This window comes from Rhodopirellula sp. UH5 (genome assembly GCF_056839225.1).
In genome coordinates, this window is record NZ_CM166390.1 from 2,266,452 (window position 1) to 2,284,502 (window position 18,051).

At 57.6% G+C, this 18,051-nt stretch carries 11 protein-coding genes; 2 read left to right on the top strand and 9 right to left on the bottom strand.

Features of this window, described 5'->3' with window-relative positions; genetic code table 11:
• Positions 1-95: 95 nt before the first annotated feature.
• Positions 96-1,799, bottom strand: coding sequence for a B12-binding domain-containing radical SAM protein (locus tag UH5x_RS08205; RefSeq protein ID WP_482635371.1), 1,704 nt, complete (start codon positions 1,797-1,799; stop codon positions 96-98).
• A gap of 316 nt (positions 1,800-2,115) precedes the next feature.
• Between UH5x_RS08205 and UH5x_RS08210 the strand changes: the two genes are divergently transcribed.
• Positions 2,116-2,505: a hypothetical protein gene (locus tag UH5x_RS08210; protein WP_482635372.1), complete on the top strand. Its 390-nt coding sequence runs from the start codon at positions 2,116-2,118 to the stop codon at positions 2,503-2,505.
• A 455-nt stretch (positions 2,506-2,960) separates the two neighbouring features.
• On the opposite strand, the gene UH5x_RS08215 is transcribed toward UH5x_RS08210, so the two are convergent.
• The 4 genes from UH5x_RS08215 to UH5x_RS08230 all read right to left on the bottom strand — a co-directional run bounded on the left by UH5x_RS08215 (position 2,961) and on the right by UH5x_RS08230 (position 10,901).
• Positions 2,961-4,463, bottom strand: coding sequence for a glutamate synthase subunit beta (locus tag UH5x_RS08215; RefSeq protein ID WP_482635373.1), 1,503 nt, complete (start codon positions 4,461-4,463; stop codon positions 2,961-2,963).
• A 144-nt stretch (positions 4,464-4,607) separates the two neighbouring features.
• The gene (gltB, locus tag UH5x_RS08220; protein WP_047812852.1) at positions 4,608-9,173 is read right to left on the bottom strand and encodes a glutamate synthase large subunit; all 4,566 of its coding nucleotides are present in this window, start codon (positions 9,171-9,173) and stop codon (positions 4,608-4,610) included.
• Positions 9,174-9,240: 67 nt separating this feature from the next.
• On the bottom strand, positions 9,241-10,212 hold the full coding sequence (locus UH5x_RS08225) for a LysR family transcriptional regulator (protein WP_047813022.1): 972 nt from the start codon (positions 10,210-10,212) through the stop codon (positions 9,241-9,243).
• Positions 10,213-10,505: 293 nt separating this feature from the next.
• Positions 10,506-10,901 (bottom strand): Dabb family protein, encoded by a 396-nt coding sequence (locus tag UH5x_RS08230; protein WP_482635374.1) that lies wholly within the window; start codon positions 10,899-10,901, stop codon positions 10,506-10,508.
• A gap of 295 nt (positions 10,902-11,196) precedes the next feature.
• Here UH5x_RS08230 and UH5x_RS08235 point away from each other — a divergent pair, with 295 nt between their 5' ends.
• A complete protein-coding gene (locus tag UH5x_RS08235; RefSeq protein ID WP_047813021.1) occupies positions 11,197-12,435 on the top strand; it encodes a DUF1559 domain-containing protein in 1,239 nt (412 codons plus the stop codon).
• Between the two features lie 375 nt (positions 12,436-12,810).
• On the opposite strand, the gene UH5x_RS08240 is transcribed toward UH5x_RS08235, so the two are convergent.
• From UH5x_RS08240 to UH5x_RS08255, 4 genes are all read right to left on the bottom strand, one after another.
• The gene (locus tag UH5x_RS08240) at positions 12,811-13,935 is read right to left on the bottom strand and encodes a DUF1570 domain-containing protein (protein WP_482635375.1); all 1,125 of its coding nucleotides are present in this window, start codon (positions 13,933-13,935) and stop codon (positions 12,811-12,813) included.
• Positions 13,936-14,165: 230 nt separating this feature from the next.
• Complete coding sequence (locus UH5x_RS08245; protein WP_482635376.1) at positions 14,166-15,227, bottom strand: crotonobetainyl-CoA--carnitine CoA-transferase; 1,062 nt, start codon at positions 15,225-15,227, stop codon at positions 14,166-14,168.
• Between the two features lie 196 nt (positions 15,228-15,423).
• Complete coding sequence (locus UH5x_RS08250) at positions 15,424-15,768, bottom strand: rhodanese-like domain-containing protein (RefSeq protein ID WP_047812850.1); 345 nt, start codon at positions 15,766-15,768, stop codon at positions 15,424-15,426.
• Positions 15,769-15,878: 110 nt separating this feature from the next.
• Positions 15,879-17,972, bottom strand: coding sequence for an NAD(+) synthase (locus UH5x_RS08255; RefSeq protein ID WP_482635377.1), 2,094 nt, complete (start codon positions 17,970-17,972; stop codon positions 15,879-15,881).
• Between the last annotated feature and the right edge of the window lie 79 nt (positions 17,973-18,051).

Sequence of the window (18,051 nt, forward strand, 5' to 3'; positions counted from 1 at the left end):
AGGGAGACGACCGAAACGAGTCGGCACCAATTCCCAAACGGCTCGCGGGAATCACCCCAAACATTCCTGCCTCACCGCTCAAGGCGAGCAGTTGCTCAGCTGGATGAACCGACCTCGACCACCGGCAAACCGGGCGACGCAACGACGCCAACGTTTCCCGCCGGTTGCAGGTCTGGAACGGGATGGCAGCTCGCCTTCTCTGCGGCAGGTTGGTCGGAACGCATCGCCTTGCCATAGCTGGAGACAAACTTGGAGGGATCGTCAATCATCTCCGTCGTCATTCGGTGGTGGTGGTAGTGCATCGCGCATTTCAGCACATAGAAGAAATAGATATCCGGGGACGTGAACCTCTTCCGGACCGCCCCCCAGATCTGACGTCGGTAGGTTCGACGCAGGTCAGCATCGGGGATCTTCCACATCAACCGGATGAACATGGCCACAAATCCCGCCGTGAAGATGGCGAACTGCTTGCGACGCTGCCATGGGTGCTGCTGGAAGTAGTCCGTGTTCAGAGCACGAAACTCAAATCGGTCTCGCACGAACAGCTGATCCAAGCGATCGAAGTAGACGTCTGGCTCATACGCGTTTCGCATCGTCTCCAAGTACCCCTGCAGCAATTCGTCACGTGTCATGCCTTTGGGGATGACGTTGGTGCCAAAGTGATGTTCGTCGGCCAAGTCCAACCTTCCCTCTTCCAACAACCGGGCGTGCAAGGGGGTTTTTGGGATGGCATGCAGGAGACCGACCATGGCATGCGCGATCCGGGAATCCTTCAGAAACTTTTGCTGAGTGGCAAAGATCGCGGACGTGTCATTGTCAAAACCAACGATCAATCCACACCACACCTCCAACCCAAAGTCCTGGATCCGGTGGACCTTGTCCAGCATCGTGCCTCCGCGACTGCGGACGTTTTGGTACTTCTTGGTTTCTTTGAGTGACTCCTCGTCAGGGCTTTCCAGTCCGATGAACACGGACTGAATGTTGGCCTCGGCCATCAGCTCCATCAGTTCATCGTCTTCGCACAAATCCAAGGACGCTTCGGTGCTGAACACGATGGGGTAGCCGTGTTTTTGCTGCCACGCTGCGACTTCGCGAAGGACGGGTTTGATCGCAGCCTTGTTGCCAATGAGGTTGTCATCGACGATGAAAACGATGTGCATCCCCTGTCCAAGCAAGCTGTCCAGCTCGGCGGTCACTTGCGACGCCTGTTTGATGCGGGGGCGACGACCAAAGGTGACAATGATGTCGCAGAACTCGCACTGAAACGGACAGCCCCGCGAAATCTGCAGGCTGCCGACCAGGTAGTGTTTGTTTTTCAGAAGATCGTGACGCGGCGTGGGGACGGTCGCCATCTCCGTCTTCTCAGTTTGCTCGTACCGGTGCTGATGCTCGTCATCTTGCCATTCCTTCAGGAACCGAGGCCAAGTGTCTTCGGCTTCGCCTATGAAAATGACATCGGCGCGATCGCCGAAGTAATCTTCTTCGACCGTCACCCAGGGTCCACCGATGACAACGAAACACCCCCGGTCCTTCAATTCAGAGACGATCGAATCCATCCGAAATCGCTGCACGCTCATGCCCGTGAGCGCGACGATGTCGAAGGTTTCCAATTCTTCAAAATCCAGCGTTTCGACATTCTCATCGAACAAGACGACTTCATGTTCAGGCGGTGTCAGAGCGGCCAACAATGGCAGACTGGCAACTGGCATGTTGGCCTTTTTGCCAAACAGTGGCTGCGAATACTCCAGCCCCCAATAGGAGACTTCAAAGGCAGGGTTGATGATCGCGATCCGTGACATGTTCGCACCTTTGAGTTTCCAAATGAGTGGTCGTCCGGCGCTCATCATACCGCGCACACCCCGCCAGGGGGTCCCGTAGCATCCTTCCGGGATTCCAGGTGCACAGGGGTCCTTCGCAGGCGTCCCCCGTCGCTGGATGACGCCGACCACAACCTGGCAATCCCGTCACCCAAAATGCGCTCGCACGGCAAGCGAGAACGGAGCCTCGTCATGGAATCGAGCTCCGCACGCCGATTGTTGCGCCCCGATCGCCCCGAGATGGAACCTGGGAAAGGAAGGACGTTCACCGAGCCTTCCTCACGACCACGCCACGACCATGTATCAACACGATTGGATCCTCGATTTGGCTGACCGCTTGTCAGACGGCCCCGACGGTGGGCCGATCACACGGCGGGTCGTGGGAGTGGGCGTCGCAGCAGTGGTTTGTCTCCACGGACTGCGATGCTGCCTCGTTCAGCGAGCAACCACGATCAACCTTGCCCACCGAGGGCAAATGTCCCCCATGTTCTGGAAGGAATACAACGGCACGCCCGCAATCACGTTTGGAGTGCTGCTGATCTGCGTGAGCCTGTTCATTCATTTCCGCTGGTACTGGGGCAATCACAAACGTTTGCAGTACCACTACGAGATTCCGACTGCGATCTCGATTGTCGCGTCGATCGTCGCGATGACGGTGCACTTCTGGACGGTTTGGAAGTGGACTTGAGCGTCTTCACGTTTCCATACGATGAGCTTCGAAGACGGGTAGCCAAGCCCGTCGACCACACCCAGTGAAAAGATAGGAACGACGCAGCATCTCCACGACGGCCCCATCCGGGGCGGTGATGATGGGACTGCGTCAAGGACGCCTGAACGGCGTTGCTCGCCAAGTCGTGGTAAAGTGGACAACGCAGAAATCTCCACGACGGCCCCTTCCGGGGCGATGTAGCGTGATGGCGATGTGCGACAGATGCGTTTGATGACAGGCACGAAAAAAGCGACCCTCATTGAATGAAGGTCGCTTTGACGGAGTCTTGTTTGGAACTTGCTAAGCAGGTCGGCAGGACTTGTTTTTAGGGTAGTGGACGAGGCCACGAGTCCTGAACCGGCGTCAAATCCAAGGACTCGTGGCCTCGTCCACTACGATCAACCCTCACTTTTAACTTTGACGGACCACTAGGCTCAGACGGCGGACATGGAGGTGCCCATCGTTTGGCCGGGTGCGGGCAGGTTGCTGGAACCTTCCAAGAAGATGTCGATGGCACGGGCGGCGCCACGCCCTTCGTTGATTGCCCAGACAACCAAGCTTTGGCCACGGCGGCAGTCACCTGCGGCGAAGACGCCGTCGATGTTCGTCGCGTAGTTGCCATGTTCCGCTTGGAAGTTGCTGCGAGCATCGGTTTGGAGTCCGATCGCTTCCGCGACGGTTTGCTCTGGTCCCAAGAAGCCCATCGCCAACAAGATCAGTTGGGCTGGCCACTCTTTCTCGCTGCCTTCGACTTCGGCCATTTGCCAGCCGCCTTCGTCGTTCTTCGTCCATTCGACGTTGACGGTCTTGATGCCTTTCAGCTTGCCTTCGTCGTCGACCAGGTACTCTTTGCTGAGGATCTGATATTCGCGAGGGTCCTTGCCGAACTTCGCTTCAGCTTCTTCGTGACCGTAATCGACACGGAAGACACGAGGCCATTCTGGCCACGGGTTGTCGGCGGCACGCTCGGCGGGTGGCTGGGGCAGCAACTCGAAGTTGACCATGCTGCGGCAACCGTGACGGAGGCTGGTTCCGATGCAGTCGGTCCCGGTGTCACCACCGCCGATGACGATCACATCCTTGCCTTCGGCACTGATGAACTCGGCCGCCAGATTGTCACCATGCACACGTTGCTTGGTGTTGGAGGTCAGGAAGTCCATCGCGAAATGCACGCCCTTGGCTTCGCGCCCCGAGATGGGCAGGTCACGTGGCTTGGTGGCACCACAGGCCAGCAGCACAGCATCGAACTCGCTCTGCAAATCCTTGGGCGAGATATCTTTGCCAACATTCACGCCGGTTTTGAAGGTCACGCCTTCCTCGGTCATTTTGTCGACGCGACGCTGGATCGCTTTCTTCGACAACTTCATGTTGGGAATGCCGTACTGCAACAAACCACCGATGCGATCGGCTCGTTCGAAGACAGTGACTAAGTGGCCGGCTTTGTTCAGCTGATCCGCGGCGGTCAAACCGGCGGGACCACTGCCGATGACAGCGACCTTTTTGCCCGTTCGTTCTTCGGGCGGTTCCGCAACGATCCAACCTTCTTCCCAGGCACGATCGACAATCGCGTTTTCGATGTTCTTGATCGTCACAGGCGGGTTGGTGATTCCCAGGACGCACGAGCCCTCACAAGGCGCCGGGCAAACGCGGCCGGTGAACTCGGGGAAGTTGTTGGTCTTGTGCAGACGCTCGATCGCTTCTTTCCAGCGATTGTTGTAGACCAGGTCGTTCCACTCGGGAATCAAGTTGTCGATCGGGCAACCAGTGGCCGACTGACAAAACGGAACGCCACAGTCCATGCAGCGAGCGCCCTGACGTTGCAGGTGCTCGGTCTTGGGTTCGGTGTAGATCTCGTCGTAATCGTTGATCCGGATGACAGGCAGACGCCAAGCCACTTTTTCGCGATCGTATTCCTTGAATCCAGTGGGCTTGCCCATGGCAGAGTCCTCAAAATGGGGTGATGTGTTCGGTGGATGTGGGATGGGGTTTTCGCGGCGATGGCCACGCGTGCCGGGCGAAGCGAATTGCTTCGCCCGATCGTTTTCAATCGCTTCTCAATCAAGCGATGTTTGCCGTCACTCTCAGACGCTGACCGCGTCTTTCTCCGCAGCCATTTCGGCCAGCACGCGTTTGTAGTCCGTGGGCATGACTTTGACGCACTGCGACACAAACGTGTCAAAGTCCGCCAAAGCTTCCGCAGCCAACGCACTCTTGGTGTAGTCGTGGTGCTTCTGGATCATGCCTTTGACATCCGCGAGCTCCGCTTCGTCTTCGATCTTTTCCAACTCAACGGTGGCCAGATTGCAGTGAAGATTGAAGTCACCCTTGCGGTCCCAGATGTAAGCGATGCCGCCCGACATCCCAGCCGCAAAGTTGCGTCCGGTCTCGCCGAGGCAGACCACTCGTCCACCGGTCATGTATTCGCACCCGTGGTCCCCCACGCCTTCGACAACGGTGCGTGCACCACTGTTTCGAACGCAGAAACGCTCTGCGGCGCGGCCGCTGAAGTACGCTTCGCCGCTGGTCGCACCGTACAAGCACACGTTGCCAACGATGATTTCGTTGGCCGCGTCGAAGGTGCTTTCGCGAGGCGGGTAGACCATGATGCGTCCGCCCGACAATCCCTTGCCGACGTAATCGTTCGCGTCACCTTCCAGTTCAATCGTGACACCGTGAGCAAGGAAAGCACCGAGGCTTTGCCCTGCTGAACCAGTCAGATCGATGTGGATGGTGTCATCGGGCAAACCGGTTTGTCCGTGCCGCTTGGCAATCTCGTGCGACAGAATCGTTCCGACGGTCCGGTTAATATTGATGATCGGCGACGTGATGCGGACGGATTCGCCGTTTTCGATGGCTGGCATCGCTTCGGCGACCAACTTGGTCATGTCGAGCGATTTTTCCAAACCGTGATCTTGGCCACGCGTGCAGATCACTTCGACCTTGTCGTGAGGACGCTGCGCGGGACTGAGCACGGAGGTCAGATCCAACCCATCGCTCTTCCAGTGTTTGATCGCGTCATCGGTCGACAACACATCGCTGCGGCCAACCATTTCATCGATCGTGCGGAAACCGAGTCGTGCCATGATGCGGCGAGCTTCCTCGGCAACCAAGAACAGGTAGTTCACCACGTGCTCAGGTTTGCCCGAGAACATTTTGCGGAGCTCAGGGTCCTGAGTCGCGATGCCAACGGGGCAAGTGTTCAAGTGACACTTCCGCATCATGATGCAACCGAGCGTGATCAACGGTGCGGTTGAGAAACCGAACTCTTCGGCACCCAGCAACGCTGCGATGACAACGTCACGTCCGGTTTTCAAGCCACCGTCGGTTTGCAACACCACGCGGCTGCGCAGGTCGTTGAGCACCAAGACCTGGTGCGTTTCAGCGATCCCGAGTTCCCATGGCAATCCAGCGTGCTTGATGCTGGTCAGTGGCGATGCCCCGGTTCCGCCGGTGTCACCGGAGATCAGGATGTGGTCGGCGTGTGCCTTGGCAACGCCGGATGCAATCACACCCACCCCCACTTCGCTAACCAACTTCACGCTGACGCGTGCCGATGGGTTGCTGTTCTTCAAATCATGGATCAGCTGAGCCAAATCCTCGATCGAATAAATGTCGTGGTGAGGCGGAGGACTGATCAGCCCCACGCCGGGTGTGCTGTAGCGAATGTTGGCGATGTAGTTGTCGACCTTTTTGCCGGGCAACTCACCACCTTCGCCAGGCTTGGCACCTTGCGAAACCTTGATTTGCAACTCGTCCGCGTTGGTCAAGTATTCAATCGTGACACCAAAGCGTCCCGATGCAATTTGCTTGATGGCAGATCGCTTGGTGTCGCCGTTGGGAAGCGGTTGGAAGCGTTTGGGGTCTTCGCCACCTTCGCCCGTGTTGCTCTTGCCACCCAAGCGGTTCATCGCGATGGCGAGCGTCTCGTGCGATTCCGCACTGATGCTGCCGAGGCTCATCGCACCGGTGCAGAACCGCTTGACGATGTCCTGAGCGGATTGGACTTCATCCAGAGGCAACGCGGGGCCGCCGACGCCTTCTTTGAAGTCCAACAAACCACGCAACGTGCAGCGGGTTCGGTTGTCCTCGTTGATTTCGTGCGAGAACTTCCAGTACGCGTCTTCGTTGTTGTTGCGAGCGGCATTTTGCAAGGTGCTGATTGCCTGAGGACTCCAAGCGTGCTTTTCACCTTCGGCGCGCCAGTGGAATTCACCTAGGTTTGGCAATTGAGTCAGACGATCCGAATTCTTGTCCGGGAAGCCCAGTTTGTGACGACGCAGCGTTTCTTCTGCGATGACGTCGAAGGTCACCCCTTGAATGCGACTGGCGGTGCCGACGAAGCAGCGTTTGATGACTTCATCACGGATGCCCAAGGCTTCGAAAATCTGAGCCCCCTTGTAACTCTGCAGGGTGCTGATGCCCATCTTGGCCATGACTTTCAGCATGCCCTTGGCGACAGCCTTGCGATACGCGGCGACGATTTTGTCGTCGTCCAATGTCGAGGACATCAATCCGTCGCGGTGGGCTTGCCACAGGGCTTCGAACGCCAGGTAGGGGTTGATCGCATCAGCACCGTAGCCAATCAACAAGCAGTGATGGTGCACCTCGCGAGCTTCACCGGTTTCAACGGCGATGCCCACTCGAGTTCGCTTGGCCTTGGCGACCAAGTGATGGTGAACCGCACCGGTTGCCAACAGCATGCTGACGGGCACACGATCGTGCGACACGTTGCGATCGCTCAGGACGATGATCTGCAAACCTTCGTCGACAGCGGCTTCAGCTTCGGCACAAATTCGGTCGAGCGTCTGTGTCAGACCAGCTTTGCCGTCGGCGCGATCAAACGTGGTGTCAATCACGCGGCTATGCCAACGCTCGTGGTCCACGTGCTTGAGAGCCGCGACTTCTTCGTTGGTCAGAATCGGATGATCGATCAACAACCGGTGACAGTGCTCCGGCGTCGCTGCCAGCAAGTTCTGCTCGGGGCCGATGTAGCATTCCAGCGACATGATGACTTCTTCGCGAATCGAATCGATCGCGGGGTTGGTCACCTGGGCGAACAATTGCTTGAAGTAATCGTAGATCATCCGCGGTTTGTCGGACAAACAGGCCAGCGCCGAGTCATTGCCCATCGAACCGACGGGGTCACGCAGTTGCTCCACCAACGGACGGAGCATGAAGTTCATCGTTTCGGCGGTGTAGCCAAACGCTTGCATGCGTGGCAGCAACGTCTCGCCGTCGAACCCGTGCCCCTCGGCTTCAGGGTGCAGGTCTGCCAACCGAATGCGTTGTTGCTTGAGCCATTTGCCATAAGGCTTTTTGCGAGCGAAGTCGGCCTTGAGTTCTTCATCGGGGATCAGGCGTCCCGCTTCGAAGTCAATCAAGAACATCTTGCCCGGCTGCAGGCGACCTTTTTCACGAACGATCGAGGGGTCAACCGGCAACACGCCCACTTCGCTGGCCATGATCACGCGATCGTCGTGCGTGATGTAGTAACGACTGGGACGCAAACCGTTTCGGTCCAGCGTCGCACCGATGCACTTCCCGTCGGTGAAGGCAATCGACGCGGGGCCGTCCCAAGGCTCCATCAGGCAGCTGAAGTACTCATAGAAAGCACGCTTTTCTTCGGGCATGGTTTCGTGCTTTTGCCAAGCTTCGGGCACCATCATCATGATGGCTTCTTGCAGCGTGCGGCCGTTCATCAACAAGAACTCAAGCACATTGTCGAAGGTACCCGAGTCGCTCAAGTGAGGCTCGACAACGGGGAACAACTTCTTCAGTTCATCGCCGTAAATTTCACTGGCGGCCGTGCCTTCGCGAGCACGCATCCAGTTGGCGTTGCCGCGGAGCGTGTTGATTTCGCCGTTGTGGCTCATGAATCGCAGGGGCTGAGCACGGTCCCAACTGGGGAACGTGTTCGTCGAGAAACGGCTGTGGACCATCGCCAAGTGCGTTTCGAAATCCTCGTCACGCAAATCGGGGAAATACGGCATCACCTGGGCAGGCGTGAGCATCCCCTTGTAGATGATGACCTTGGTCGACAACGAACAGACGTAGAACATCAACGCTTGTTCGATCTTGGTGCCGCCGCGCAGTTCGTGACTGGCTTGCTTGCGGATCAAGTAGAGCTGACGTTCAAACTCTTCGTTGGAAAGTCCATCCGCCGCACCGACGAACAACTGCTCAATGCGAGGTTCGCTTTGACGAGCGGTTGGCCCGACGTCAGCGGCATCGGTTTCTTGAGGCACATCCCGCCAACCGATCAAATTTTGCCCAGTCTCTTCGATGAGACGCGCGATGGTTTCCTTGCAGGTTTTCCGCTCCGCATCATCGGTTGGCAAGAAGATCAATCCGGCGGCGAATTTGCCTTCTTCGGGCAGTTCCACACCGAGATCAGCCTTGGCAACCTTTTGCAGAAACTTATGAGGCAAGCCACACATGATCCCCGATCCGTCACCGGTGTTCGGTTCGCAACCGCATGCTCCGCGGTGATCCATGTTTTGCAGAATCGTGTCGGCATCGATCACGATTTGATGACTGGGAGCCCCCTTGATATGGGCAACGAATCCGACGCCACACGCATCCTTTTCGTGCTCAGGGTTGTACAGTCCTTGGGCCGGTGGCAGGTGATACAAAGGTTGCTTGGTCATAAATAAAACAACTTGGGGATGAGGGGATGTGTGGACAGGCAAAGGGCGTTGGAGTCTGGGTCGTGCTTCATGCGACGACAGAGACCGCCCGATCTTTGGTTTGGTTTTTCTTCCGGTCCGCCTTGGCGGCTTCGGACTTTGTTCTCAGTTCAGGTTCCATTTCCCGGCCCAAGAGAAGCGATCCCAGTTCAATCGCAGCACGGCTGAGTTTGCCGCTGCGACGAAAGATGATTCCGAGCGGACGGACCATCTGAATTTCGGGGCAAGCGACCACCCGCAGGGTTCCGTTGGCCGTTTCGCGGCGGACCGCCGCCTCGGGGACAATCCCCAACCCACGGTTCGCCTGAATCGCACGAACCATTGAGTCGGCGTTGTCAAATTCCATCTGAGTGACCACCGAGATGCCGGCGCGTTTCAGACATTGGTCGATCGCCTGACGGAGCACCAACCCGCGTTCGAACCCAACCATTTCCATGCCGCTGAGTTCCGATGCCGAGACTTCCGTTCGCTTTGCGAAAGGGTGGTCGGCGGAACAAACCAGACGCATCGGTTCAGATTGCCAAGGGATCGTTCCCAATGCCTTGGTGGTCCGAGGGAAACTGACCAGCCCAAATTCGACACCGCCGTCGAGCACCATCTGCACGACGCGTTGGCTGCTGCCAAATTCCGTTCGGACTTTGACGTCGGGGTGCTGAGTCTCGAAGACCTTGGTGGCCTCGGGCATGTAGCTCAGCCCGACAGAGTAAATCGCACCGACGTTCACGCTGCCGGTCAGGCGTTCGCCCCGGAAGCGGACCCGTTGTTCCAGTTCGTTGTACTGGCGAATCACGTCGCGGACGCCACACAAGTAAATCTCGCCCGCTTCCGTCAAACCCAACGGCCGACTGGAGCGATCGATCAGACTGGCCCCAACGGATTCTTCCAACCCGCTGATGGCTTGACTGACCGCGCTTTGAGTTAAACCGCAATCAGCCGCAGCTTTCGAAAAACTGCGGAGATCGGCGACACGACAGAACAATTCAAGCGTACGAAACTGCAACGACAACCTGCTGTATTAAATTTCCTTATGATGCGCCCGGCCACTTTCAGCCGGATTGATGACGGAGGATAGCCACGGAAGCAAATTTGGTCAAGCGTTCTGCTGCTGCCGCCGCTTTCCCAGCGTCAACGAAAAAGCCCAGCAGCGGTTTGAGACCGCAAATGCCGGGCTTTTTATGAAACAAGGCCCAGCAGAGCGGGATGCCCTGTGGGCAGCTTTCGATCCGCCATTTCGAGCTGGCGGCCGCTCATCGACCAGTCGGAAGCGACCAATCCGGAGCGCCATCACCCGGACTACTTATCGGCCCAGTAGTCGATCACGACCACTTTTTCGAGGTGTGGCTTGAGGACTTCCACGAAGGCCTTGTGGGCTGGGTGAGGCAGATAAGCTTCACGGTCGGCTTCGCTTTCGAAAGTCACGAGGAAGCAATGCGTCAAACCATCGTTGAGACCTTCGGGTGAGTTGTTCGTTCCGAACTCAAAGCCCGAGATTTCGGGAATTTCGTTGGGCAAATTTCGAAAGGCGTCCACGACGACCTGCACTTCTGCTTCCGAGCTGGCTTCTTTGAACCCAAACATCACGACGTGCCGCAGCAGTTTTTTGGGCGTTTCCTTTTCAGCTCCCGTGGCTGACAACTGCATGATCGCGGCGACAGCCAAACAAAGTCCTAAACCTGACAACAAACGCATGACAATCTCTCGGTGGAGGCGGTAACGGGCGAAACCCCCATTGTCGCGTCTTCGAGGTCGGTCAGCTAGATGACAGTCAACTAGATGACCAACCCGAGTCAGAGTGGCACTGAGACAGAACGCTCTGGGAACAGCAGCCAACCGTCGCGAGACGCTCAGGCACCGGTGTGTCGTCGAGGATCCACCGGACGGCTGCAAATTTTTACTTGCCCCCAACTTGGGCAGTGCGTACAACCATTTCGGCACTTGCAAGGAAGCATTGACATCACATCCCACGCTTCACGGTGGATTCGTCATGCATCTCAATCGTTCGCTTCGCAGCCCACACCAGCCGCACGCATTCACGCTGGTGGAGTTGCTGGTGGTGATCGCGATCATCGGCATCTTGGTCGCCTTGCTATTGCCTGCCGTCCAATCCGCCCGCGAAGCGGCGCGGCGAATGAGTTGTGGCAACAACATGAAGCAGATTGGATTGGGGCTACACAACTACCACGCCGCGTTCAACCAGTTGCCCATCCATGGCGTCGGCCCCACGGACGAAAACGACAACACCGCGGCCCGCGGCAGTGCCAACGATGGAACAGGCTTCACACGAATGGAATTGACCTTCTTGGTCGGCCTGTTGCCCTTTGTGGAACAGCAATCCATCTGGTCCATGGTGAGCAACCCCTTGCAGGAAGCCGATGGCGACATCTGGCCCGCCTTTGGCCCGCGACCTTGGACGATCCAGTATCCGCCCTGGGCGACCGAGATCCCCACCTACCGATGCCCAAGTGATCCAGGTTATGGACTGCCCGGACTAGGCCGCACCAATTATGCGGCTTGCTCGGGGGACGGGTTTTACGAAGCCGAACACGGGGTGACGGTCTGGAATTCCAGTTCGAATCGCTGGGAGTACGACCAATCGCTGGCGACTCAACGAGCCCGCTGTGGCCTTCGCGGCGCTTTCGTACCTCGCAAAGCGATGCGGTTTCGCGATTTCACCGACGGACTGAGCAACACCATCGCAGTCGGCGAAATCGCTACGGGACTCAACGACCGAGACAACCGAACGATCGGATTCACGAATGCGAAAGGCGGCTTCTTTCAAATCGCGAACAATCCGAAACGCTGCTTTGATCTTGGATTCATCGACCCAGAGCGTCCCAATTTCTGGACCGACGCCGCGAACGTGTATGCCCCGATCTCTCAACGCGGATTGCGATGGGCCGACTTTCACACGCTTCAGTCCCAATTCAACACCATCCTTGGCCCCAACTCGGAACTGTGCCTGGTCGGTCACTCCGACACCTATGGCATTGCTCCACCGAGCAGCTATCACGTCGGCGGGGTGCATGTTGCGATGTCCGATGGCGCAGTCAAGTTCATCACGGACTCGATTGAAGCCGGCAACTCGCGTGTCGCTTGCGTGTACTGCAAGGCCCTCTCAGGGCAAACCAACAGCGCCACACCCGCAGGATCCGAAAGCCCCTACGGATTGTGGGGATCACTCGGCACGCGTGCGTCTCGCGAAGTCATCGACGGCGAGTTCTAAGGAAAAGGAACCGTCCGGGAAGAACCTCCTCTGTTAAGCAGGTAGGCATGTGTCATCGGGTATGTGAGCCGCTTGGCGTTAGCCACGGTTCCCACGCGCAACCGGGGCTAAGCAGGTACGCATGTGCCATCGGGTATGTGAGCCGCTGGCGTTAGCCACGGTTTTCACGCGCAACCGGGGCTAACGCCCAAACGGCTCACATGGTTGTGCGTGGTCATTCCTGCCGACCTGCTTAACGCCCAAACGGCTCACTAATTTAGACCCAATCATTTTTGCGTACCTGCTTAGCGGCGCGGCGCAAGCCGCCCGGTGCCGCGATGACAGAAGGCTCACGCGGAACCTCGACGCAGCGAACTCGTCTCTTTCCACAGAACGCTAACGAACGCGTCGCATGTAAGTCAGGAACTTGCGATCCAGTTCGTCCAACGCCATGCCCATGGAACTCTCAAAGTCCTCGATTCGCTCCCGTGGCGTTCGTTCGTCGAGCGGCTTGGATTCGCTGAGCTTTTGCAGGTAAGCCACAAACTCTTTTCGCTGAGTCTTCAATAGAAAGTAGGTCAGTGCCCACGATTCTCCGTAGGCGTCTTCCGCAGTCGATGCGGAACGGAAACGCGAATCGTCTGACAACAGCGTCACCAGAGAATCCTCCGGTCGCAACGGGAGGTATCGCCGAAAGCGTCCTAGATTGACCACGTTGACTCGGCCAATCCCTCGCCATCCCCGAGGGTTGCTGAAATCGGGCGACTCGAAGAACATCGCCATCCCTTCGCTGACCCACATCGGATTGTCGGCGAACCGAGTTTGCAGACCACAGTTGTAAGCCAACTGGTGGGTCGCCTCATGGATGATGGTCGCAATGTTGCGTTCAATATTAGGCACCCGAAACGTTGTCATCCGGTTGCTTTCCAAGTGGTAGTAACCGATGACGCTCTTCGCCGTGTCACCAATTTCCTGGCCGGCGTACTTCAAGAATTCGTCGTGGTTGGCCAACACCAAAGCGACCAGGGGATACCGAGGCTCTTCCAGGTCAACGTGCTGGTTTTTCCAGTAAGTGAAGAAGCCTCGGTGCAGTTGTTCAAACAGAACGCCGCAATCTCGAGCGTAGGCTTCGTTGCCCTGGTGAAGAATCAAGTAGTTCACCGTTCGGTAAACCTGGAACCCCGCTGGCAATTCCTTCAGCATCCGCCGAGCCATGGTCTCCTGATCGACCGGCGGCCCGGCAGGTTGCTCCGTTCGCTTGACAATCATGTCCGGCTGAATCGTCCACAACCGACCGGCATCGCATCGAGCCAGGACCCCACCATCAGCAGCCTCCACCAAAATCTCCGCGTCGATGGTTCGCTCGCTCTTGGTTGACTCGTCCGCTCCGTCTTCAAAGGTGATGATATCCGCGAACGCGAGCGAACCGACGGTACCTCCCCAATCAATCAGCACGGCCCAAGCAATCAGCGTGGCAAAGAAGATTGATACAGTGCGTCTTGCCACAACAAACAAATCCAAGGGGGACGACGATCGGTAGCGAACTTGCCACGAGAAACCTCGCGTGCGAGTCCACCCAAAAAAAATGGCGACGAGCTTGCCGCTCGTCACCATTGTAGACCATCCAAATCATGTCAACGAATCCGTCGCCTCGTAATTCGCAGCCCGAAACGCTGCCAGCCAGAGACTCCGCCAGTCAGTCAGCCAGGATTGCCGATCTTGGTTTTCGGTCCATCCCGGCAGCCTGCCGGCTACTTTCGGAAGTAATCAGCAAAGTCATCTGCTTCGGAGGGTTGCGTTGCTGCCTTGCGGACCGGACGGGAAATCTGACGCACCGATTCAGGCTCGCCACCTTCGAAGGAGGTCTGCCGAACGTTGACGCGACGCCGGCTCACTCGGGCGGAATCGTCCTCGAACGGATTCCGCATTTCATCAAACAGCGATCCGGCGCGTTCCTTGGACCCTCGGGTGGGTGCTGACTGCGTTGGCACAGGCTTAGGAATCGCTGGCAAACCATTGGCTGATTTACGGATGGTCGTTTTAGTTCCGTCTGTCAGAGGGGTGTTCTGCAGTTGGGGTGCGGGGGTTGGGATCGCTTGCACGCTGGGTTGATGCTGAGCGTAGGGCATCACCTCCGTCACCGTCGAATTCGAAGCGTGCGGCATCGAATGTGAATCGATCACGACGGGTGCTTCGATCACGGTGTGATGCCCATAGGAATGCGTCTCGTGAGCCCCGATTCCTGCCATGGAAGATTCACAGTGACTGCACGTTTTGCATCCCGATTCACAACCACGATGGCGGTGAGGACCGCACACCAAGTTCGCCCCAACCTCCAACACTCGCTCCACGCTGCACGCAGCCAGATCCAACGTTTGGTAGATCGGATTGCACTTTTGAACTTTGTGACGCCCTAGGAATCCTCCGCTGTCTGCTTTGCGACAACTCGAACACCCGGCGGTCTCGCATCCGCAGGTCACATCCAAGCCGCAGCTTGGTTCGCTGGCGAAGAACGGCTCGACACCGCACACCGGTTCCGCGCCGCAAACGGGCTCCACGGCGGACGAACACTTGGTTTCACAACCACAGGACACGCCCATCCGAGCCCGAAGAGCAGGAAACGCCAGCGGGGCTTCGCAGCCACAAGCGGGTTCCAATCCGCAGGCGGGTTCACCGCATCCGCAGGACTGGGCCGACGCGTGACTCAAACCGACGCAAACGATCCCAGCGATCATGGCCCACGCTGCCATGACACGGACGACAACACTCCATCGACCGAGCTGCAAACGGGGTGCGAGGCACAAATCAGACACTGGTCGTTTCTTTGAAAGGGTCCAAGACATCAGCTTCTTTCTCCGTCGAATTTTGGATGACTGACATCGCTTATCGACGAAGCATGATCGTCAGGACCAAAACAATCCGAACGACATGCAAAGAACCCTCAGGCTGCGCATCTTGCCAAGACGTCAAATCCCCCCAACGGCACCCACCAAGCCCGAATCCACCGGCTCAATAGCGGGGCACGGAAGCGTCGATTTGCAACGACCACTGGTCAATTCCACCGGCCAAGTTCTGCACCTTGCCGAACCCCTTGGAACGCAAAAACTGAGTCACCTGCATGCTTCGGCCACCGTGATGACACTGCACGACGATGTGGTCCTGCTGATGCTCGTCTAGTTCAGACAGTCGCTGCTGAATTTCGCTCATCGGCAACAGCTTGGAACCCTCGATGCGAGCGGTTTCATACTCGCTCGCTTCACGGACATCTAGCAACACAAAGTTGTCGCCGCGAGCACGCATCGCGTCCAAATCGGCCACCGTGATTTCGATGGGAAGGGCGGAATCGTTTGACATCAATCAGGGTCCCAGGGAACAAAGCACGCGTCAGAAAGGCGGTCTCCAAAACAGACCGCGAGGGCCCATTGTGCACGCCACCGCGCCGATGCGAATGGGTGGGACGGAACTCAATCCCGGAAGGCGGCACTGGAGGCATCCGCTGGCATCCGCCAATCGCCACGTGGCGACAAACTGACTGAACCAATCTTGGGTCCGTCGGGAACACAATTGCGTTTGAACTGATTCTGAAAGAATCGCCGTACAAACGTCTGGGCAGTCGCTTCGATCACGTCCTCCGAATGCGCCTCGCGGAACTTGGCTTGCTTCGCCAAGAAACACATCTTCGCGACATCGCAACCACCTCGCACAAAGTGATAGAGAAAGAAATCGTGCAATTCATAGGGGCCGATCGAGGCCTCCGTGTTTTGGCGAATCTCGCCCTCTTCGGTGGGCGGCATCAACTCCGGCGAAATCGGTGTGTCAGCGATCCGATGCAACGTCTCATGCAGCGCCTTGCGATAGCGGTGATCCGCGGCGAATTGCACCAAGTAGCGAACCAACGTCTTGGGCACAGATGCATTGACGTTGTACATCGACATGTGATCGCCGTTGTAAGTGCTCCACCCCAACGCTTGCTCGGACAAGTCACCGGTACCGAGCACGAACCCGCGACTCATCAACAGCATCGTGCGGATCCGAGCCTGCACGTTTTCGAACCTCAAATCCCCGGCGCTGGCATCGACCTTTTGAAGCCGCTGCTGAAGCGCCTCCACCTCAGTGGAGGAATCAATTGCCAGCCCCAAGGGCGCATGCCCGATGTCCAAAAACGTTCGCAATGCGAGCGGCCGGATATCGATGCTTTCGGACGCCACTCCCAATCCCTGGACAAGCTGATTCGCGCTGTCGTTGGTGTGCTGCGTGGTCCCAAAACCAGGCATGATGATCGCATCAATGACCTTGCGATCTCGCTTCAATTGATCGACCGCCGAGACCGCCACCAACAGCGCCAACGTGCTATCCAACCCACCGGAAATGCCAATCGTCAGCGGCAAATCGGCGGGCAACTGCCGCAATCGTTTGACCAATCCCGCTGTTTGAATCGCGAGAATCTCGGCACATCGCTCCTCGCGTTGGGACACATCATCCGGGACAAATGGATGTGGGTCGACGCGGCGCATCAATCGATCCTTGCCAGCACCACCAAGGGTTGCTGAACCCGACTCCAACCTCTCCGCCGCCGCTTCGGTTTGCTCCTGTTCACGGCAACCCAATTCGATCGTTCGATAGGGCCGAGGCAGCGAGGCCTGAAAGTCATCGAACGAACCAACCACGCGTCGGTCGTGGTCAAGCCGCTGGAGATCCACGTCGCGTGTCACTGCGGTTTGCACGGGCAAGTCTTCGTCATCGGTGTCACCGATCCTGCGAGACTCACCGATCAGAGCGCCATTCTCAGCGATCAAACAGTGGCCACCAAAGACCAAATCGCTGGTCGATTCCCCACCGCCAGCCGACGCATACGCGTACGCTGCCATCAAACGCCCGGATTGGCTGACCACCAAATCACGACGCCACTTGGCCTTGCCAATCAGCTCATTGCTGGCCGACAAATTCAGCACCACATTGGCACCGGCCAACGCCGCGTGACTGCTCGGCGGAACCGGCACCCAAAGGTCTTCGCAGATCTCAACAGCAAGGGTCGCCGCGCCATCTCGAAACAGCAGGTCGGTCCCAAAGGGGACGTCGCTCGAACCGATTCGGACGGTGGGTGGATCTGTTTTGGACGCGGCGCGAAAGTGCCGCGCCTCATAAAATTCGCGATAGTTCGGCAGAAACGTCTTGGGGACCAAACCATGGAGACGCCCCCCTCGGACCACCGCGGAAACGTTCATCACACTGGTGCCCACTCGAAGTGGCAAACCAACAATCACCGTGGCCTGGCAAGAGCGACTGTGAAGCACGATGGATTCCAGTGCGTCCAGGCTTGCGTCCAGCAAGGTGTGGGTCGCAAACAGATCACCGCAGGTGTAGGCAGACAGCCCGAGCTCCGGAAACAGAATCAGATCCGAGCCAGATTCTCGTTCCGTCGCTTCAATGCAGGCAATTGTTTCGGCGGCGTTTGCTGCAGGATCGGCCACCAAAACTTTCGGCGAGACGGCTGAAACCCGGTAAAAGCCGTGCTGCCGTCGCTGCGTTGGAAACGTCAGTTCGTTCGAAGCATTCAAAACGCGTGGGTCTCACCAATCCAAGGACACAACAACAGCAGAAATAAGAGCCGCCATCCGCACCGGCGAGAGACAGCCA